Source organism: Nocardia sp. NBC_00881 (assembly GCF_045207455.1).
In the GTDB taxonomy this organism is placed as follows: Bacteria; Actinomycetota; Actinomycetes; order Mycobacteriales; family Mycobacteriaceae; genus Nocardia.
In genome coordinates, this window is sequence record NZ_CP108798.1 from 3,201,742 (window position 1) to 3,221,796 (window position 20,055).

At 67.6% G+C, this 20,055-nt stretch carries 19 protein-coding genes; 9 read left to right on the plus strand and 10 right to left on the minus strand.

Annotated elements, in window-relative coordinates; genetic code table 11:
* The first annotated feature begins 200 nt into the window (after nt 1–200).
* On the plus strand, nt 201–887 hold the full coding sequence (locus OH799_RS12945; RefSeq protein WP_357260905.1) for an iron dependent repressor, metal binding and dimerization domain protein: 687 nt from the start codon (nt 201–203) through the stop codon (nt 885–887).
* A 3-nt stretch (nt 888–890) separates the two neighbouring features.
* A complete protein-coding gene (galE, locus tag OH799_RS12950; RefSeq protein ID WP_406279838.1) occupies nt 891–1,871 on the plus strand; it encodes a UDP-glucose 4-epimerase GalE in 981 nt (326 codons plus the stop codon).
* 212 nt (nt 1,872–2,083) lie between these two features.
* Here the strand turns inward: galE and OH799_RS12955 are convergent, their stop codons facing one another.
* Nucleotides 2,084–3,463 (minus strand): DUF4192 domain-containing protein, encoded by a 1,380-nt coding sequence (locus tag OH799_RS12955; protein ID WP_406279841.1) that lies wholly within the window; start codon nt 3,461–3,463, stop codon nt 2,084–2,086.
* A 168-nt stretch (nt 3,464–3,631) separates the two neighbouring features.
* Complete coding sequence (locus OH799_RS12960; RefSeq protein WP_406279845.1) at nt 3,632–4,336, minus strand: sensor domain-containing protein; 705 nt, start codon at nt 4,334–4,336, stop codon at nt 3,632–3,634.
* Between the two features lie 277 nt (nt 4,337–4,613).
* Here OH799_RS12960 and OH799_RS12965 point away from each other — a divergent pair, with 277 nt between their 5' ends.
* The 4 genes from OH799_RS12965 to speD all read left to right on the plus strand — a co-directional run bounded on the left by OH799_RS12965 (nt 4,614) and on the right by speD (nt 10,604).
* On the plus strand, nt 4,614–5,558 hold the full coding sequence (locus OH799_RS12965; protein WP_406279848.1) for a proteasome assembly chaperone family protein: 945 nt from the start codon (nt 4,614–4,616) through the stop codon (nt 5,556–5,558).
* A 70-nt stretch (nt 5,559–5,628) separates the two neighbouring features.
* A complete protein-coding gene (locus tag OH799_RS12970) occupies nt 5,629–8,127 on the plus strand; it encodes a DEAD/DEAH box helicase (protein ID WP_406279850.1) in 2,499 nt (832 codons plus the stop codon).
* 150 nt (nt 8,128–8,277) lie between these two features.
* Nucleotides 8,278–9,393 carry a type III PLP-dependent enzyme gene (locus OH799_RS12975; protein WP_406279853.1) on the plus strand — a complete coding sequence of 372 codons (1,116 nt, stop codon included), beginning with the start codon at nt 8,278–8,280 and terminating at the stop codon, nt 9,391–9,393.
* An 8-nt stretch (nt 9,394–9,401) separates the two neighbouring features.
* Nucleotides 9,402–10,604, plus strand: a complete 1,203-nt coding sequence (speD, locus tag OH799_RS12980) for an adenosylmethionine decarboxylase (RefSeq protein ID WP_406279856.1) — start codon at nt 9,402–9,404, stop codon at nt 10,602–10,604.
* A 253-nt stretch (nt 10,605–10,857) separates the two neighbouring features.
* Here speD and OH799_RS12985 read toward each other — a convergent pair whose 3' ends face one another.
* The 4 genes from OH799_RS12985 to OH799_RS13000 all read right to left on the minus strand — a co-directional run bounded on the left by OH799_RS12985 (nt 10,858) and on the right by OH799_RS13000 (nt 13,819).
* Entirely contained in the window at nt 10,858–11,592 is a 735-nt protein-coding gene (locus tag OH799_RS12985) for an SDR family NAD(P)-dependent oxidoreductase (protein ID WP_406279859.1), read from the minus strand.
* Between the two features lie 75 nt (nt 11,593–11,667).
* A complete protein-coding gene (locus OH799_RS12990; protein ID WP_406279862.1) occupies nt 11,668–12,258 on the minus strand; it encodes a TetR family transcriptional regulator C-terminal domain-containing protein in 591 nt (196 codons plus the stop codon).
* Nucleotides 12,259–12,322: 64 nt separating this feature from the next.
* Nucleotides 12,323–12,826 (minus strand): gamma-glutamylcyclotransferase family protein, encoded by a 504-nt coding sequence (locus OH799_RS12995; protein WP_406279865.1) that lies wholly within the window; start codon nt 12,824–12,826, stop codon nt 12,323–12,325.
* 84 nt (nt 12,827–12,910) lie between these two features.
* Nucleotides 12,911–13,819: a hydrogen peroxide-inducible genes activator gene (locus tag OH799_RS13000; RefSeq protein WP_406279868.1), complete on the minus strand. Its 909-nt coding sequence runs from the start codon at nt 13,817–13,819 to the stop codon at nt 12,911–12,913.
* A gap of 126 nt (nt 13,820–13,945) precedes the next feature.
* Here OH799_RS13000 and OH799_RS13005 point away from each other — a divergent pair, with 126 nt between their 5' ends.
* From OH799_RS13005 to OH799_RS13015, 3 genes are all read left to right on the plus strand, one after another.
* Nucleotides 13,946–14,533, plus strand: coding sequence for a peroxiredoxin (locus OH799_RS13005; protein ID WP_406279870.1), 588 nt, complete (start codon nt 13,946–13,948; stop codon nt 14,531–14,533).
* A gap of 107 nt (nt 14,534–14,640) precedes the next feature.
* A complete protein-coding gene (locus tag OH799_RS13010; protein WP_406279873.1) occupies nt 14,641–15,180 on the plus strand; it encodes a carboxymuconolactone decarboxylase family protein in 540 nt (179 codons plus the stop codon).
* 105 nt (nt 15,181–15,285) lie between these two features.
* A complete protein-coding gene (locus OH799_RS13015) occupies nt 15,286–15,960 on the plus strand; it encodes a PhzF family phenazine biosynthesis protein (RefSeq protein WP_406279876.1) in 675 nt (224 codons plus the stop codon).
* Nucleotides 15,961–15,970: 10 nt separating this feature from the next.
* Here the strand turns inward: OH799_RS13015 and OH799_RS13020 are convergent, their stop codons facing one another.
* The 4 genes from OH799_RS13020 to OH799_RS13035 all read right to left on the minus strand — a co-directional run bounded on the left by OH799_RS13020 (nt 15,971) and on the right by OH799_RS13035 (nt 19,801).
* Nucleotides 15,971–16,705, minus strand: a complete 735-nt coding sequence (locus OH799_RS13020; RefSeq protein WP_406279879.1) for an anti-sigma factor domain-containing protein — start codon at nt 16,703–16,705, stop codon at nt 15,971–15,973.
* Nucleotides 16,698–17,384, minus strand: a complete 687-nt coding sequence (gene sigK / locus OH799_RS13025) for an ECF RNA polymerase sigma factor SigK (protein WP_406279882.1) — start codon at nt 17,382–17,384, stop codon at nt 16,698–16,700. The genes OH799_RS13020 and sigK overlap by 8 nt, the downstream gene beginning before the upstream one ends.
* A 68-nt stretch (nt 17,385–17,452) precedes the next feature.
* Nucleotides 17,453–18,157 carry a DUF5134 domain-containing protein gene (locus OH799_RS13030; protein ID WP_406279885.1) on the minus strand — a complete coding sequence of 235 codons (705 nt, stop codon included), beginning with the start codon at nt 18,155–18,157 and terminating at the stop codon, nt 17,453–17,455.
* A 420-nt stretch (nt 18,158–18,577) separates the two neighbouring features.
* Entirely contained in the window at nt 18,578–19,801 is a 1,224-nt protein-coding gene (locus OH799_RS13035) for an aspartate aminotransferase family protein (RefSeq protein ID WP_406282045.1), read from the minus strand.
* Nucleotides 19,802–20,055 lie beyond the last annotated feature (254 nt).

Sequence of the window (20,055 nt, forward strand, 5' to 3'; positions counted from 1 at the left end):
ACGCTAGCGGGAAGCAAGCAGCCCCGCGAAACGTTTCCATGCAGTACAAATACAAGCAAGTGCGATCGCGGCGGCCCGCCGTGCGCCGGCCGCGTTCCCGCGGTGCCGGCTGCGACATCACACAGCGTGGAGCGACACGATCCGGTACACGGCGGTGCCGTCGTGCGTGGGTAGAATTCGTGCCGACGAAGGGGTAACAGGTGAAGGATCTGGTCGACACCACGGAGATGTATCTCCGTACCATCTACGACCTCGAGGAGGAGGGCGTGGTGCCTCTGCGCGCCCGAATCGCCGAGCGCCTCGAGCAGAGTGGACCAACGGTGAGCCAGACCGTAGCGCGGATGGAGCGCGATGGTTTGCTGCTGGTTGCCGGAGACCGTCACCTGGAGTTGACCGAGAAGGGTCGCAGCATGGCGGTCGCGGTGATGCGCAAGCACCGGCTGGCCGAGCGGCTGCTCGTCGACATCATCGGCCTCGACTGGCAGAACGTGCACGCCGAGGCCTGTCGCTGGGAGCACGTGATGAGCGAGGATGTGGAGCGGCGTCTGGTCGAGGTGCTCAACCACCCGACCACCTCCCCCTATGGCAACCCCATCCCCGGATTGGACGAACTCGGTGTAGTGCCCCCGACAAGCGCCGAAGAGACGCTGGTCCGGCTGTCGGACCTGCCGCACGGCCACATGCACGCCGTGGTGGTGCGCAGGCTCGCCGAGCACATCCAGACCGACCCCGAGGTCATCGGCCAGCTGCGCGAGGCGGGCGTGGTGCCGGACGCGCGAGTGACGGTGGAGACCAAGCCGGGTTCGGTGGTCATCACCGTGCCGGGCCACGGCGGTTTCGAGCTGTCGGACGAGATGGCCCATGCCGTCCAGGTGAAGCAGGTCTGACGCGTGAGACTTCTGGTTACGGGTGGTGCCGGCTACGTCGGCGGCGTCTGCGCGCAGGTTTTGCTCGAAGCGGGACACGAGGTCGTCGTACTCGACGATTTGTCGACCGGCAACGCCGACGGCGTACCCTCCCGCGCGCGGTTCGTCGAGGGTGATGTGGCGGTGGCCGCGCCCGCGCTCCTGGCAGCCGAAACTTTCGATGGTGTCTTGCATTTCGCGGCGCAGTCGCTGGTCGGCGAGTCGGTGCAGCAGCCGGAGAAGTACTGGCATGGCAATGTGGTGAAGACGTTCGAACTGCTGGAGGCGATGCGGCAGGCGGGAACGCCGCGTCTGGTGTTCTCCTCCACCGCGGCCGTGTACGGCGAACCGGAGCAGGTGCCGATCACCGAGGAGGCGCCGACCAAGCCAACCAACCCGTACGGCGCGTCGAAGCTGGCCATCGACCACGCCATCACCTCCTACGCGATCGCGCATGGGCTGGCGGCGACCAGCCTGCGGTATTTCAATGTCGCAGGCGCCTATGGCGGTCTCGGCGAAAATCGGGTGGTCGAAACCCATCTCATCCCGCTGGTGCTGCAGGTCGCGGCCGGGCACCGCAAGGCGATTTCGGTGTTCGGCACCGATTGGCCGACCCCGGACGGCACCGCGGTTCGTGACTACATCCACATCCGCGACCTCGCGCAAGCCCATCTGCTGGCCCTGGGGACCGCCGAAACGGGCACTCACCGGGTCTACAACCTCGGCAGCGGCACCGGATTCTCCGTCCGCGAAGTGATTTCGGCCTGCGAGCGCGTCACCGGCCTGCCGATCGCCGCACTGGACGCGCCGCGCCGCCCTGGTGATCCCGCGACTCTCATCGCCTCCAGCGAGCGCGCGATCGCCGAACTCGGCTGGCGCCCTGAGCACAACGAGCTCGACGAGATCGTCACCGACGCCTGGGCTTTCCTCCAGTCGCTCGGAGCGCGCGCACACAGCGCGAGCTAGGGCGGTCGTGCCCATACGCGTCTGTTGTGTGCCGGACCGGGCGAACGCGACCTCGCCGACGCGGCGAGGCGGACACCACGGTCTCGACCTGAAGCCTTCGGGCCGCAGTGGAGTGGTCAACGGGATCACAGCCGGGTGGACCCCCTCGTACGATCGGAGCTGCGGTGGGACGCTTCGATCGCTCCGAGGTATTCCCACGCGCACAAGCTGTTTCATGGCGTAGGCGTGCCGAGGTCGACACCCAGACCTGCGGCGGTGTGATAGCCGCTACGGGCGAGGCGGCGCATTTGTTCCGGACGCATACCCAGCCGCAGCGCGGTGTCCAGCAGGACAGCCATCGGATGATCCGGGTCCGCTGCCAACGCGGCATCCAGGGCGATACCCGCGAGCGGACCATCGCCCCGGACATACGCGCTGTAGCCGAGCAAGGCGGCGGCTTCCGCGCGATCCGTGCCGGACAGGGCACGGGCCAGCGCGCCCCACAGCGCCTCGGCCGCGGCGGCATGATCGCCGACGGACAGGGCGAACATGGTGTCCCGTACGGCGCGATCCCGCAGAGCAGCAGCCAATTTCGCGAGCTCGGGCGCCATCAGCGCGGCGCCCGACGCGATGTTGGCGACCTGCCACAGCACGTAGTCGAGCGCCTGTCTGCTGTATCCGTTGGGATCACCGCGCCGCGCGGCACGCGCGTAACGCTCCCGCGCGAGAGCCAGTGCGCCCTCCAGCTGTGCCGACACCTCAGCACGCGCCCGCGGATCCTCGGCGACCAGATCGGCGAGCTCGGATCGGGAGCCGCGAATCGGCCTGCCGTCCAACACATGGGTCAGGGCTACCAGCGAAGTGGCCGGATCCCGCAGGGCCCCATGGCGGTCCGGGCCCGACAGCGTCCACCAGCGCTGCCCGGGTGCGATCGCACGCACCGCCCACACACTGCCGAGCGAGATGTCGCACGCGGCCAGCCGCCTGCCGAGCGCACCGACCAGCGCGTCGAATCGCCCTGCGGCACAGCGCGGACGGTCCGCGCCCTCGTGTGGTGTCGATTCTTCGGCGCGATCGTCGACGAGGACCGCGAGCACCTCGGTCGCTTCGTCGTGCGCGCAGATTCGCGCCACACACCCCGCCAATGTCCCGGGTCGCACCCGTCGCCCATCCGGCTGTTCCAGATCGAATCGCACCACCGCGTCGACCAGAGCGCCGTGGGCGTCCCCCCGCCGCAGGACGAGCACAACTATCGACCGCTCCGGGGTGAATCCCATCATCGCGGGCACAGCCGCGATCAGCTCCCCCGGATCGTCCACCCGCACAGTGCGGTCCGGGTCTTGGAGGAACGGCGGCGGATCCTCCGAACAGCGGGCCCGCCGTGCCCGTTCAGCAGGATGACGCGCACCTTCTCCCTCGGTGTCCGCCGTATTGCTCGTGGACACCGGATGCGCACCGGTTTCGGCGCGCACCGTCCATGTCCTGGCGACAGACGGGGCAGGACATGGCAGCGCACGCCGACTGCGAAGGCGCGAGCAGAACGTATTGTCCCGGCCCGTATGCCCGGTGTCGGCCGGTTCGGGAGTGGAAAACGGGGTCGCGGAAGTGGTCATGCGTCGAGCCTGCGCTCCAATGCCATCGCCAAGTCAGCGGCGACCAGGCATTTCGAACGGGTTTGGGAAGCCTCTTCGGCTGTGGATGGCCCACGCTCACGGCCGTCCTGAGCGGCGTCTGTGTCGGTGCAGCCTGCTAACGTGCGGCCCGGGCCGGACCGCACTGCGCTACCTCGTCCGCACCTTCCGCACGGCTGCCGTGAACAATTCGTCCAACGCCGAGGTATCCGGCTTTTCGCCGGCAAACGACATGTATGTCACGGAGATTCGCACATCCCCGACTTGACCGATGAGCGTGCGCATGGACTGGGTCAGCCTCGCGCCGCCTACCTCCGACGCGACCGTTCTGCGCAGCGCCAGTGCGTCGTCGGCGTCGACCGGCGGAGGCGGATCCAGCTCGGTCGTCACGGTGCTCACAGCACCGGCGCGACTCACCCGCACCGAGCCGCATCTCGTCAGCCGGGCACGCAGCGACGCCAATGGCTCGTCGGTGCGGGTCAATTCGACGGTCATAGTGGCGCGCGTGTCGTTGTCCGTACCGACCGCGATCGCCGTCTGATCGGGCCCGAACTTCTGTTCCGGCGCCACACAACCACTCGGCTGCGCACTCGCCCCGCGCCCTGTCCCGTCCAGATCCCCAGCGGCCTGGGCGGCAGCCTCCGGCGGCAACACCACCGCCGCGTACGGCGCGGGAAATTGCACCGGATCCGGCAGCAGCATCGGCAGTTCGGCGCTCACGTGCCGGGTCACCGCGGTCGGCGACAACGCGACCGGATGCCCGGACATGGTCGACCCGCATCCGGCGAGCAGCGCCGCCCACGCGACGGGCAGCACACAGCCCAGCCACGTGCGCGTCGAATTTGCCACGGTCACACACCCACTGTGCCAAAACCCCCGTGGCCGCCCGCGCTGCCACGCCGCCGGGCCGGGAATGCGCGGGGCGTCGACGCTGTTGCCTCGACATATGGGCCGACGTCCGGCCGTGCGCGGTGGCCTTCACCGGCATAGGGGACAATGGATGGTGGTCTCCCGTCTCGGACGACTGCTTGTCCGGTACCACTGCGGTGGTCGACGACCGAGCAGACAACCACACCTGGTGTGCCAAGGGCGCTCGCCCGGGCCGGAGGAACCGCGCAGGAAGGAGTACGCGATGGACTACGAGTCGCGAATGTACGAACTGGAGTTCCCCGCTCCGCAGCTGTCGGCCGTCGACGGCTCGGGTCCGGTCCTGGTGCACGGACTGGAAGGATTCACCGATGCCGGGCATGCGGTGCGGCTGGCCACGACGCACCTGCGCGAGAGTCTTGAAAGCGAGCTCGTCGCCTCGTTCGATGTCGACGAGCTGCTGGACTACCGATCGCGGCGCCCGCTCATGACGTTCAAGACCGATCACTTCTCCGACTACGCCGAGCCGACGCTGAACCTGTGGGCACTGCGCGACACCGCGGGCACCCCGTTCCTGCTGCTCGCGGGTCTGGAACCGGATCTGCGCTGGGAGAAATTCACCACCGCGGTGCGCCTGCTCGCCGAACAGCTGGGCGTGCGCCGCAGCATCGGCTTGAGCGCGATCCCCATGGCGATTCCGCACACCCGCCCGCTCGGGGTGACCGCGCACTCCTCCGACCGCGACTTGATCTCCGAGCATCAGCGCTGGCCGGGTGAACTGCAGGTGCCGGGCAGCGCGTCGTCGCTGCTGGAATTCCGCATGGCCCAGCACGGTCACGAGTCGATCGGCTTCTCGGTGCACGTACCGCACTACCTCGCGCAGACCGCCTACCCGGAGGCCGCGCAGACACTGCTGGAGAACGTCGCCGACAACGCGGGCCTGGAGATTCCGCTGGCGGCGCTCGGCGAGGCCGCAGCCCGGGTGCGCGAGCAGGTCAATGAACACATCGCGGGCAACTCCGAGGTGGAGACCGTCGTGCACGCTCTGGAGCGTCAGTACGACAGCTTCGTCACCGCGCAGGAACGGCAATCGAGCCTGCTGGTCGGTGACGGCGAACTACCCAGCGGCGACGAGCTGGGCGCCGAGTTCGAACGGTTCCTTGCCGAGCAAGGCGGCTACCACGGCGAGGACACGGGCGAGCAGGAATGACCGCGCCGCGGTCCCGATAGCCGATCGCCCCTGCTTCGGCGTCCGATAGCAAGGCCGTAGGGTGGTCGGAGTGGATCTGACCGAACTGCTCGACATCCCGGGCACCGACGCCGACGCGCTGTACGAGTCGTTCGGGATGTGGGCCGCCGCGCAGGGCACCCCGCTGTACCCGGCGCAGGACGAGGCGCTGCTGGAGCTGGCGTCCGGATCCCACGTCATCCTCGCCACCCCCACCGGTTCCGGAAAGTCGCTCGTCGCGGTCGGCGCGCACCTGTTCGCGCTCACGCAGGGCAGGCGCACTTACTACACCGCCCCGATCAAGGCTCTGGTCAGCGAGAAGTTCTTCGCGCTGTGCGAGGTATTCGGCGCCGAACGCGTCGGCATGGTCACCGGCGACGCCGCGGTGAACCCGGAGGCGCCGATCATCTGCGCCACCGCGGAAATCCTGGCGAACATGGCCCTGCGCGAAGGCGCCGACGCCGACGTCGGTCAAGTCGTGATGGACGAATTCCATTTCTACTCCGATCCCGACCGGGGCTGGGCCTGGCAGGTTCCGTTGCTGGAACTGTGCGGCGTCCAGTTTCTGCTCATGTCGGCGACGCTGGGCGAGGTGGATTTCTTCGCCACCGACCTCCAGCGCCGCACCGGCCGCTCCACCGCGATCGTCGCGGGCACCGAACGCCCCGTGCCGCTGAGCTTCTCCTACGCCCGTACCCCCATCACCGAAACCCTGGAGGAGCTGGTCACCACACACCAAGCCCCGGTATATGTGGTGCACTTCACCCAGGCCGCCGCCCTGGAGCGGGCGCAGGCGCTGACCAGCGTCAACTTCGCCAGCCGCGCGGAGAAGGGCGCGATCGCCGAGGCGCTGGGCGATTTCCGGTTCGCCGCGGGCTTCGGCAAGACGCTGTCCCGGCTGATCCGGCACGGCATCGGCGTGCATCACGCAGGCATGCTGCCAAAGTACCGCCGTCTGGTGGAACGGCTTGCCCAGGAGGGCCTGTTGAAGGTGGTGTGTGGCACCGACACCCTCGGCGTCGGCATCAACGTGCCCATTCGCACGGTGCTGCTGACCGGCCTGACCAAGTTCGACGGCGTACGCACCCGCAGGCTGAAAGCCCGTGAGTTCCATCAGATCGCGGGCCGCGCGGGCCGGGCGGGCTACGACACCATGGGCACGGTCGTCGTGCAGGCGCCGGAGCACGAAGTGGAGAACACCCGGCTGCTGGCCAAGGCGGGCGACGATCCGAAGAAGCAGCGCAAGGTCCAGCGGCGCAAGCCGCCGGAGGGCTTCGTCTCGTGGAGCGAAGAGACCTTCGACCGTCTGGTCGGTGCCCAACCGGAGCCGATGGTGTCGCGCTTCGCCGTGACCAATGCCATGCTGCTGAACGTGATCGCCCGCCCGGGCAACTGCTTCGACGCCATGCGCCATCTGCTCGAGGACAACCACGAACCACGCCCCGCCCAACGCAAACACATCCTCCGCGCCATACGCCTCTACCGTGCGCTGCGCGACGCCGGTGTGGTGCAGCAGCTGCCGGAACCCGACGCGCAGGGCCGCCGCGCCCGCCTGACCGTCGACCTGCAACGCGACTTCGCCCTAGACCAGCCGCTGTCACCGTTCGCGCTGGCCGCGCTCGACCTGCTGGACAAAGCGTCTACGAGTTATACCCTCGACGTGGTGTCGCTCATCGAATCCACGCTGGAGGACCCGCGCCAGTTGCTGATGGCTCAGCAGCACAAGGCGCGCGGCGAGGCGATCGCCGAGATGAAGGCCGAGGGCATCGACTACGACGAACGGATGGAGCTTCTCGAAGAGGTCACCTGGCCCAAACCGCTGGCCGAGCTGATCGAGCCGGCGTACGAGACGTACCGCGCCGGGCACCCGTGGGTGTCGGAGTTCGCGCCGGCACCGAAGTCGGTGGTGCGCGACATGATCGAACGTGCCATGACCTTCGCGGAGCTGATCTCCTTCTACGAGCTGGCCCGCTCCGAGGGCGTGGTGCTGCGCTACCTCGCCGACGCCTATCGTGCGTTGCGGCGCACGGTGCCCGAATCGGCGCGCACCGAGGACCTCGACGACATCACGGAGTGGCTCGGTGAGCTTGTCCGCCAGGTGGATTCGAGCCTTCTGGACGAATGGGAGCAACTGACCAACCCGGGTGCGGAGACCGACGCCGATCAGATCGCGTTCGGCGCGGAGACGGTGCGCCCGATTTCCGTGAACGAGCGCGCCTTCCGGGTCATGGTCCGCAACGCCATGTTCCGCCGCGTGGAGCTGGCCGCACTGCGGCGCTGGGATGAGCTGGCCGAGCTGAGCCCGGGCCGGGACTGGGCGGCCGCGCTCGCGGACTACTTCGCCGAATACGAGCGGATCGGGACCGGGCCCGATGCCCGAGGGCCCCAGTTGTTCCAGATCGAACGAAGACCGGGATTCTGGCGGGTGCGGCAGGTGCTCGACGACCCGGCGGGCGACCATGGCTGGTCGATCGACGCAGTGGTGGATCTCGCCGAGTCAGATGCCGCGGGCGAGGTTGTCTTCGACGACGTCACCGTGTCTGCCGGCTGACCCACACACGCAGACACGCAGTACACACGCTCCAATAGATCGTTGATACGGAATGCGGCGGCCGAGCGGCGAATCCGAGGTTTGACGGATTCGTTTCTGGGTAAGGGCCGCTGATATTCTCTCCCCCGCTGCCGAAGCGAAAGATCACCTATGCCCGAATCACCGTACCTGGTCATCCACCCCGAGCGAGTGCGCGAGAACTACCGTGCGCTCGATGCCGCCCTGTCCGCGGGCACCGGCGCACCAACGAGGATTCGCTTCGCGGTCAAGGCAAGTCCGGTGCCGGAGATCGTGCGCCTGCTCGACGTGGAGGGCGCGGAGTTCGACGTCGCCAGCATCGGCGAGATCGACCTGTGCCTCGGGCTCGGGGTGGCGCCGGAGCGCCTCTCCTACGGCAACCCGATCAAGAAGGCCACCCACATCGCCCACGCATTCGCACTGGGCGTGCGCCGCTTCGCCTTCGACACCGAGGACGACCTTGTGCGCATCGTCGAGCACGCCCCCCGCGCCGAGGTGGAGTGCCGCTTCCTCGCCTCGGCTCCGGAGTCCCGCACGCCGTTCGGCACCAAGTTCGGCTGTACCCCGGGCGAGGCTTTCCGGTTGCTGGTTCGGGCGAGGGATCTAGGGCTCGTCGTCGCGGGTCCGTACTTCCACGTCGGCTCGCAGCAATTGGACCCCGACGCGTGGCGGATCGGCATCGAGCAGGCGGGCCGTATCTCGGAAGCACTGGTGGACAAGGACATTCCGGTCACGTCGGTGAACATCGGCGGCGGACTGCCGATCTCCTATGCTGACGACGCACCCGCGCTGGGTGAGATCGCCGCGGTGGTGAACCACGCCGCGGCCGAATTCCTCTCCGGGAATACCGGATTGGTCGTCGAACCAGGCCGAGCGCTGGTCGGTTCGGCGGGTACCATCCACGCCGAGGTCGTCGGCGTCCGCATCGCGCCGGACGGACGACGCTGGGTGTATCTCGATATCGGCCGGTACAACGGAATGGCCGAGACCGAGAACGAGTACATCGTCTACCGGTTCTCGACGGACCGGGACGGCGACCCCGTCGACGAGGCGGTGGTAGCCGGTCCGACCTGCGACGGCGACGATGTACTGTATCAACGCACGCGAGTCCTGTTACCGACCACGTTGCGAGCCGGTGATCGCGTTCGAATCCTCGATACCGGTGCCTATACCGCGAGCTATTCGTCGGTGTCCTTCAATGGTTTTCCGCCCTTGACCGTTCATGTCTCGGGCGCTGAGCGAGAGTGAGTTTGCCCATGACGGCGGAATTCACCGGTTGGCATGTGCTAGCCGAGTTCGGTGGTGTCGACGCGGATCTCTGCGACGATCTCGAACGACTCGAATCGGCGTTGCGTAAGTCTCTGATCGCGGCGGGCGTCACCATCTGCGATGTCGTACACAAGAAGTTCGATCCGCAGGGGGTGACCGTCCTCGCGCTGTTGTCGGAGTCCCACGCCTCGATTCACACCTATCCGGAGTCCGGCGACATCTTCGTCGACGTCTTCACCTGCGGCAGCATCGGCGCCGGTGCCTCTAAGGCAGTAGAAACGCTTCGGGACTCGTTGTGCCCCAAGGATGTTCGCATGCAGGTCATTCGTAGGGGTCACGGCGGGCAGCGGATCGAAGAGCCAGTGGGCGCGGGCCTGACCCGGATCTGGGATCTGCACGAGGTGATCGTCGACACCCACACCCCCTTCCAGCACATGGTCATCGCGCGGACCGAGCAGGGCATCAGCTTGTTCTCCGACGACGACCGCCAGTCCACCGAGCTCTCCCAGCTGACCTACCACGAGGCGATGATGGTTCCTGCCTTCGTGCTGGCCGAGAAGCTGGACAGAGTGCTCATCATCGGTTCCGGCGAGGGCGTGGCCAGCCAGATGTCGGTCGCGGCGGGCGCCCAGCACGTCGACCACGTCGACATCGATCAGCTCGAGGTCGAGTTGTGCGCCGAGCATCTGCCCTACGGCTATACCAACGCCGACTTGGCCGCCGCGGTCGAGGGCGAGGGACCGATCACGGTGCACTACGCCGACGGTTGGGATTTCCTGGCGGGTGCCGCCGAGTCGGGCACCCGCTACGACGTCATCGTGATCGACCTGCCCGACGAGCGCGTCGAAGACGCGCAGCACAACCGCCTGTACGAGACGGAGTTCCTGTCCCGATGTCGCGCTCTGCTCGCACCCGGCGGTGTGCTGTGCGCCCAGGCCGGATGCGCGACCATGTGGCGCAACGACACCCTGAAGCGGTCCTGGCAGCGTTTCCACGAACAGTTCGGCACCGTCGTGCACTACGGCAGCGATGAGCACGAATGGTCGTTCCTGTTCGGCCTGGTCGACAAGGTCGACGACCCGGTCGAGGGGATGACCGATCGCCTTACCCTGCTGCCGTACAAGGCGGAGACCATCGACACGCAGGCCCTGGTGCGCGGCGCGATCGAACCGCACGCACTGCGCGTGTAAGCAGACGTCTGAACCACCGGCTCCGATCGCGGAACCGGTGTGTTCGGGCGTTTCCGCAATGACGAAGTTCGGGCGCCGCCGCTCCGTCGAGCGTGCAGACACCCGAACAGCATGGCCGCAAAGGGATTTCGCGTATCAGGAGTGTCGCTTGCGCCACTCCTCGACGTTCACTCCTCCAACGCCCCAGTCGGTGAGCGCGACCTCATCTATGACGACGTAGGTGCGGCGGTGACCTTGATGTTCACGTCGGGCATCAGGCCGCCCTTCCCGAGAGGAACCCGCCGTCCACGGGGAAGATGTGACCGGTGGTGAACGTGGCGTCCGCGAGGTACAGCACCGCGGCTGTGGTCTCGGACACTTCGCCGATCCGGTTCAGTAGCGCCAACTCGCCGGAGGCGTCCTCGTCGCCGTCGCCGAACAGCGGGGTGCGGATGATGCCGGGGGCGACCGCGTTGACCCGGATGCCGTCGGCGGCGAGTTCCGCGGCGAGGCTGGTGGTCAGCGCGTGCACGCCGCCCTTGCTGACCAGCGCCGCCGAGGCGGGGAGCCCGGCGAGGGCGTGGTTGATCAGGACCGTGCCGATGTTGACGATGGTTCCGCCCCTCGCCTGCTCGCGCAGCCGCCGCACGACGGCTTGTGTGGTGAAGTAGGTTCCTTTGAGGTTTCCGTTCAGATAGCTGTCCAAGTCCTGCTCGGTGACGTCCACGAACGGCTTGGCTCCGAAGATGCCCGCGTTGTTGACCAGCACGTCCACCCCGCCGAATCGCTCGACGGCGGCACGCACCAGCGCAGTGCCCGTGGTGAGCGCACCGATATCGCCCGCGACTGCCACCACTCGGTCGGGGACACCCAGTCCGGCGGCCACGTCCGCCAGCTTGTTCCCGTCGCGCCCGTTGAGCACGACGTTGTCACCGCGTGCCACGAACGCCCGCGCGATGTCGCGCCCGATTCCGCTGGAGGACCCGGTCACGATGACCGTCTTCGCCATATTGTCCTTCTCTCATCCAATACGACCGGTCGTCTTGTCATGGGTATGCGAAGACGCCGGAAGCGAAGGCCCGAGTCAGGGCCGGAAGTAGTCGCCGAGCAGGCGATCCAGACACTTGCGCAGCGGCGCCGGAGTTCGGTCGATCTTCATTCTGATCACCGCGCCTTCCCATGATTCGAGCAACATATCGGCCAGTTCGGTGGCGGCGATGTCGGAGCGGATCATACCGAGCCGCTGCCCCTGCGCGAGCTGATCGGCGACGCGGTCGCGCCAGGCTCCCCACGCCCCGGACAGCGATTCCCGCAGCAGCTCACTGCCTTCCAGCTCGCCACCCAGATTCGCGATCAGACAGCCGCCGGCGAATTCGGCCGCGGCGAATTCGGCTATCAGCCGCCCGAAGAACGTCCGCAGTCCGCTCACCGGATCCGGCGCGGCATCGAACGCCTCGCCCAGATTCCGCTGCACGCAGAGCGAGTGGTGCTCGATGATCGCGTGACCGAAGCTCTCCTTGCTGTCGAAGTAGTTGTAGAACGACCCCTTCGGTACGCCGACCTTGTCGAGGATCTGCTTGATCCCGGTTCCGTGGTAGCCGTTCATAAGGAACCCCGCGGCGCCCTCCTCCACGAGAAGCTGCCGCGTGTCCGCACTGCGCCGTGGGCGTGCCATGCGTAAAATATACGACCGGTCGTCTTGAAATGGCAAGCCGACTCGAGCCGCGCCCGGCAGGGCCTCACCCCGCCGGGCCCCCAGCCGAGTCGAGCCACACCGGCGTTCCCGGATCGGAGGACAGACCGGGAGCACGGAGCCACCGCGCGGACCGGCTAGCGAAAACGGCGAGATGATCCGCGGCGAACCGATCCCGTCGCCACTCCGCGGAATCGGTGGCGGCCGTCCAGACGTAGGTCCACACCGGTTCGACCCGGTCGCCCACGCGCACCCGGCGCAGATCGTATTCGTCGTCCTCGAACGCGTCGAGGATCATCCACTCGGCCGCACTGAGACCGGCGAGCACGGCGCCGGGAGTCAGCTCGCCGGAAGCGAGGACCAAACCGGGGTACACCCGCCGCGGCAGCACCGCCGCGCGCCAGCCGGTCAGTTCGGCCGGTTCAAGCGAGGGAACCCGCCCGAGCAGTACCGTCAACACCTCGGGAAACTGCAGCGTGCCGTAGGCGAATAAGGCATGATCCGGCCCACCGATTCCACTCAGCCGTCCAGTGCCGATCCGCGACTCCATTCACCTCTCCCCTCACTCACATCTCCCACTGTGCCCGTTCTGCGCAAACTCGGCGCGGGGCACCCACCTGTATCGGGCACTGGGTCAGGTCGGGCGCTGGACGCGGATGATGGCGGCCAGGTATTCGTAGTCGTCGGCACGGGCGCTCGAGGCACGGAAGGCCAGACCGATGGTACGACCGGGGGCCGGCGCGGCGAAGTGGGCGATATCCAGTGTGCCACGGGCAGTTTCGGCGGTGACCGCCATTTCCGGGATGAGGGTCACGCCGAGACCGCCCGCGACGCACTGCACCACTGTCGCCAAGGAAGCAGCCCTGGTGTCGCCGACGGCGGCGGGGTGGGCGTCGGCCGAACGGCACAAATCCAGCGTCTGATCGCGCAGGCAGTGCCCCTCGTCCAGCAGCAGCAGCGGCAGGGCGTCCAGTACCGACGCCGAGAGGTCCTTGCGCCCGGCGAGCTCGTGGCCGCGCGCGGTGACCAGCACGAATTCTTCGGTGTAAAGCGGGATCTCGACCAGGCCGGGCACCTCGGTGGGCAGCGCGAGCAGCGCGACGTCCAGCACGCCGGTGCGCAGCCCCTCCAGCAGTCGCGCGGTCTGATCCTCGATGATCTGCGGATGCAACGCGGGAAGCTTCTTGCGTAGCTCGGGCAACAGACCGGGCAGCACATAGGGGGCGACCGTCGGGATGATGCCCATCCGCAGCGTGCCGCCGAGCCCGTCACCGGTCGCCGATGCCACGAACCGGTCGGCCGCCTCCAGCGTCGCCATAGCCTTTGGCAGCAACCGCATCCCGGCGGCGGTCACCAGCACACGTCGGGTACTCCGTTCGATCAGCTGGAGCCCGAGCCCGTTTTCGAGTGCCGCCAGCGCCTGCGATAGCGTGGGCTGACTCACACCGAGTCTGGCGGCCGCGGTGCCGAAATGGCGGTATTCCGCGATCGCCACGAATGCACGCAGCTGTGACAGGGTCGGCTGATAAGTCTGATCAGTCACGCCTATCAGTGTAGTGCGACTGATCACCTTTACCTTTTACCGACCCTTCGGCAAGATCGCTCGTGGCTCCGCTGAGACCGCACATCGAACACAGCGCTAGCAAACCAACATGACGAGGAGACAAGCATGGCCCTGCTGACCATCGGCGACCAATTCCCGACGTACAACCTCACCGCTGTCATCGGCGGTGACCTGTCGAAGGTCGACGCTCAGCAGCCAGACGATTACTTCACCAGGATCACCAGCGACGACCACGCGGGCAAGTGGCGAGTCGTCTTCTTCTGGCCCAAGGACTTCACCTTCGTATGCCCCACGGAGATCGCCGCGTTCGGCAAGCTCAACGAGGAGTTCGCGGACCGCGACACACAGGTGCTCGGCGCGTCGGTCGACAACGAGTTCGTGCACTTCCAGTGGAGGGCCCAGCACGAGGACCTCAGGACACTCCCGTTCCCACTGCTGTCGGATCTGAAGCGCGAACTGGCCACGGCCACTGGCGTGCTCAACTCCGACGGCGTCGCCGATCGCGCCACCTTCATCGTCGACCCCAACAACGAGATCCAGTTCGTCTCGGTCACCGCGGGTTCGGTGGGCCGCAATGTCGACGAGGTGCTGCGCGTGCTGGACGCACTGCAGTCCGACGAGCTGTGCGCCTGCAACTGGAAGAAGGGCGACCCGACCATCAACGCGGGTGAGCTCCTCGCCGCCAGCGTCTGAAACCCTTGCTGCGCTCGTCCTTACGGGCGCGGCATCGCGTAGTCCATCGAGAACACGACCTACCCCCGTGCCACACACGGGGCCGATCCGAACAGAGGAATCGCCGAATGAGCATTGAGAACCTGAAGAACTCCCTTCCCGAGTACGCCAAGGACCTCAAGCTCAATCTGTCATCGATCGCGCGCACCACTGTGCTGAACGAGCAACAGCTGTGGGGCACCCTGCTGGCGTCTGCGGCCGCGACCCGGTCGACGGCCACGCTGCGGGAGATCGCCGAAGAAGCCGCCGACGTGCTGTCAGCGGAGGCGTACAACGCCGCGCTCGGCGCTGCCTCGATCATGGGCATGAACAACGTGTTCTATAGGGGCAAGGCGTTTCTCGGTGGTCGCTACGACGACTTGCGGGCCGGACTGCGGATGCAGATCATCGGCAGCCCCGGCGTGGACAAGGCTGATTTCGAGCTCTGGTCGTTCGCTGTTTCCTCGATCAACGGCTGCGCGCACTGCCTCGAGGCGCACGAACACACGCTGCGCGAGGCGGGCGTGTCCCGCGAGGTGATCTTCGAATCGCTGCGCGCCGCCGCCATCGTGGCCGGGGTAGGCCAGGCGGTGCAGTCGACGGAGGCTCTGACCACAGCCGCGATCTGATCCTCGACCCGGCGAGGGGCCCTGTCCGCGGACAGGGCCCCTCGCCGCGTTCAGTGTGCCGAAGGCGCCGGCTCGACGTGGTGCACACAGGTAGGCTCAGCAACCATGGGCACACAGGTTGACGTGGTGCGAGTGTTCACCGATGCCGCAGGGCGGTTCGGCAACGAGCTGGGAATCACACGGTCAGCGGACTTGGCCACGGCCGACCCACAGGCGCTGGCGGCGAAGGTCGGCTACAGCGAGACCGTCGTGGTCGAGGAGCCGGTCGACGAGATCGCCAAGGTGCGGATCTACACGCCGAAGGTGGAGCTCCCGTTCGCCGGGCACCCCTCGGTCGGCACCGCATGGTGGTTCGCGTCGCAGGGCACGCCGGTGCAAACATTGGAGGTGCCCGCAGGCCCCGTGGCGGTTCGGCTCGCCGACGGACTGACCTGGATCACCGCCCGCGGCGAATGGGCGCCGCCATTCACCTTCCACCAGCGCGCCGACGTCGAGGAGCTGGCGACTCTGCACCCGGCCGATTTTCCGGGCGGCCCACACTATCTGTGGGCCTGGACCGACGAACATCGCGGTGCGCTGCGATCGCGCATGTTCGCGCCGACCATGGGTATCGCCGAGGACGAGGCTACCGGCGCGGCGGCCGTCGCCTTGACGGCGCTGCTGCGGCAGGGCCTCGTGATCACTCAGGGTAAGGGCTCCCAGCTGTTCACGGAGTGGGACTCCGACGGCTGGGTGCGCTTAGGCGGACGCGTCGTCGCCGACCAGCCGTTGGAGATCTAGACCCGCGCACTCAGGGCAGCAGTACACCCACGATCGGGTCGGTACTCGGCGCGTGCGAACCACCGGACGGTTCGACACTCACCGCCAGCAACTCACCCGACTGGAACGGCGTCACGAAGGGCCGGGTCGCAGACGGCAAGTCGGTCAGCACCCCGGCCGACCGAGGCTGCCCTCCGGAGGACACCAGCCACACCTGATACACCCGGTCCATGGGCGGGGGCGCGACCCCGTCGAACGCGACCACCGCGCGCCCGAGCCGAAGCGAGGCCTCCACCATGAGCGAGCCACCGCCGGCGACCGGCTCCTGCACGGTCCGCACATCCCGCTGACCGTCCACCTGTTCCACGGCGGGCGCACTCGGTGCTGGACCGATGAGCCGCTCCGCGACCACGCTTCCGCCGAGCACCAGACATGCGACCGCGGCGACCGGGACCGCCCACCGCAGCCGCCGCCATGGAAAGACGTGCACCACCGACGCGACAGCGCCGGGATCGGTGTGCGGCAACGCCGACAGTATTCGCGCCTCCAATTCCGGCGGCGGCGCCAACGCGTCGAGCACCGACAGCCGCCCGATGACCTCGCGCAGCTGCCATACGGTATCGGAGAACTCTTGCCGCACGGCCGGGTCCGCGGCCGCCAGCCGAGCATCGATATGCCTTCGTTCGATATCGGCGACCGCGTCCAATGCGCACGGATAGGCGAGGTCGAGCAGTTCCGCATCCAATCGCGGTGGGGTGTCAACCATGGGCGCCTTCCCCGGACAAGCACTTCTCCAATCTCTTCAACCCGTCGCGGATGCGGGTTTTGATGGTGGGCAGCGGTACCGCCAGACGATCGGCCACCTCACGGTAGGTGTGCCCGCTGTAGTACGCGAGAGCGATCGCTTCGCGCTGCGTGGGAGTCAGTGTGTCCAGACATCCTGCCACCTGCTGCTCCTCGATGCGCTGCGTCACCGATTCGGCGACGACGTCGTGGTCGCGACCCAGCTGCGCATGCGCATAGACCAGGTCCCGGGACGATGCCGAACTCTCCGCGCGAACCCGGTCTACCGCGCGGCGGTGCGCGAGCATCAGAACCCAGCCGAGCGGGCTCGCCAGCTTGGGGTCATAGCGATCGGCCATCGACCACACCTGGAGGTAGACCTCCTGGGTGACCTCTTCGGCGGCGGCGTGGCTCCGGAGGATGCGCACCGTAATCCCGAACACTCGCGGGCTGGTGAGCTGGTAGAACTCGGTGAACGCGGCACGATCGCCCGCGCCTGCCGCCGCGAGCAAGCCGACCAGCCGACGGGTCGCGAGGGTGGCCCGCTTCCCGTCGTATCCGGCGGGAAGCGGGCACACGGATGCCTCGTCATCGTCGTCCTCCCTGCCCATCGCTGGATCGCCGGACCGACGCGCTGAAGCAGAACCGTGCTCATTGCTCATGGCCGAATCCCCTGCCTGCATAAACAGGGTTCGGTATGGAGCACCAGCCGGATTGGTCCGGGAGCCGGTCAACCCGAGATCACGGCCAGCAGCATGTACGCGGTGCCCGCGTCCATCACCACATGCGGCACCGCCGCCCACGGCACAGCCGGGCCGGTGAGAGCGGCGACACACCCGCCGGAGCGCACCAGAACACCCAGCGGTCCGCGCGGTTGCGCGTGCGTACACCCGGCGCGGGCGGCCAGCGTGACGAGAAGGGCGTCGAGCAGAAACAGCGCGGCAAGACCGAGCGCGGGACCGGCCGGGGGACCACCCACGTGTCCGGAGGCCGTGTGTCCGGACATCGCGTAGAGCATCGCCGCCGCAGCCGCGATGTGGTATCCGAGCGGGACCAGCCGGTCGATCGGAAGAGGTCCAGCATGCGTGGAACCTTCCAGGACGCGGGTCACCAGCAGCCCGGCGAGGACGACGATCATCGCCGTCAGCACGCCGCGCAGAGCGTGCGGGCTGACGCCCGAGGGAAACAGCAGCATACCGAGCATGACCAGGCACATGACCAGATGCGCGGCGTCGGACTCGGGGTGGTCGATGTTCGCCGAATCATCCTGCGGCCCAGTCTGTTCAGCGGCTCCGCCCGCGGCGGTGAGATCGACGGGCCGGGCCGGCAGCGCCGCGGGCGCCACCAACCGCGCCACCACGACCGTCGCCGCGATCAGGAACGCCGCGACCGCCATCCACCGGAACACGGCGTACTCCTGCACGAATTGCGCCACACCCCACCACCTCTCGTCACGGCGACCATGGTCGCCGCCCTTCCATGCTCGCACCCTCTGGTGATAAGGGCGCCCTTTTCGGCCCTGGCGAGGCATAGCGGCGGCGTGGCAACACCATTCGGCCGCCGCACACATGACGCAGCCGACGCCGCGCGGGCCAACCCCGAGAGCCTCTTGCCGTCGCAGACGCGGGCCCACGATGCGTTCACAAGCCTCATGGCGCGGTTACATCGCCGAGGCCACCGCGCGACTACGGACGCTCGATCCTGGGGACCGGCGCGTCGACTTCTTCCTACCCGCCCGTTGGCTTTACGAGGCCTCGCGGCTTCGACTACTGCGACCGTTCGGCGACTACCGCCCCGACCCGCACGATGTATTCATGGCGTGGACGCTGTGGGATGCCCACGCGGCCGATCGGTCTCAGCCGAGCGCACGGGTGAATCCTTCGACGAGTTCGACGACCTGGTCGTCCGTCATGACGAACGCCGGGGAGATCTGCATCGCACCCTGGCCTGCGGCGCGGCTGGAGATACCATGGGCGCGCAAGGTTTTGACCAGCGGGAGAGCTTCGGCCGGGTCGGCCAACTGGATCGCCGCCACGGCGCCGAGCCCGCTGCGCACCTCAGCAACCCTGGGATGGTCGGCCAGTACCGAAAGCAGATCGCGCAGGCTGGATTCCAGACGAAGGGCGGCGTCGAGCAGCCCCTCGCGCTCGATGATATCGAGGTTCGCCAGCGCGGCCGCGGCGGCACCGGCGTGACCGCCATAGGTGTAGCCGTGCCGCCACCACACGCCGCCCGCGAAGAACGGCTCCGCGATGTGCGGGGCGACGAAGACCGCGCCCATCGGAAGGTATCCAGAGGTCAGGCCCTTCGCGGTGGTCATAAGATCGGGTTCGAGGCCGAATCGGGACGAGGCGAACCATGCGCCGCCGATCCGGCCGAAGCCGGTGACGACCTCGTCGGCGACGAAAAGGATCTCGTGGTCGCGGCAAACGCGGCGAACCTCGGCGAGGTAGCCCTCCGGCGGCAGATAGACGCCGCCTGCGCCGATGATGGGTTCGCAGAAGAACGCGGCGATACGCTCGGCACCGACCTCCTCGATCAGGGCCAGCAGCGCCTTCGCGTCGTCCCACTCGACAGTGCGCGCGTCGGGCATCAGCTGGCCGTAGCCTTCCCGGTTCCCGGGGATGCCAGCCAGGGCAGTGCCCGCGACGTGCATGCCGTGATAGGCCATCCGCCGCCCGACGACGACGGTCTTGCCAGAGCGCCCGAGTTCGTGCCAATAGCGACGGGCGAGCTTGACCGCGGTGTCGACGGAATCGGAGCCGCCGGAGGTGAAGAAGATCTTGCTACCGGGCACCGGAGCCAGCGCCGAGAGCCGCTCGGCCAGCTCCTGGGTGGCAGGTTCGGTGAAGTCGCCGAAATTCGAGTAGTGGGCGATCGTGCGCAGCTGGGCGGCCACCACGTCGGCGATCTCACCGCGGCCGTGCCCGATGTTGGTGAACCACAGACCCGCGGTCGCGTCCAGGTAGCGGTTGCCCGCCTGGTCGAAGATGTAAGCGCCCGCGCCACGGGCAACCACGAACGCGCCGTCCCGTTCGACGGCACCCATGTCGGCAAATCCATGCCATAGCGAGTTCATGTCCTCCACGTTTACCCGAAATCGGACGCCGACTCGCGGCATCCGAGCCACGGTAGAACGCTATCGGCGTCACGACCAGGTCGAACGCCGACGCCCACCGGGCCTTATGGTCACCGTGACACGGCCGAATCTGCGGGTGAGAAATCCCATCTATCGAAGTATTCCCAACGCACGCGAAAGGGACGGCAGCGCAGCAACCACCGAGCACCGCCGCCCGCGCCGCTGTTGTCGGTGCGGCATCGGGCCAGGCCGTT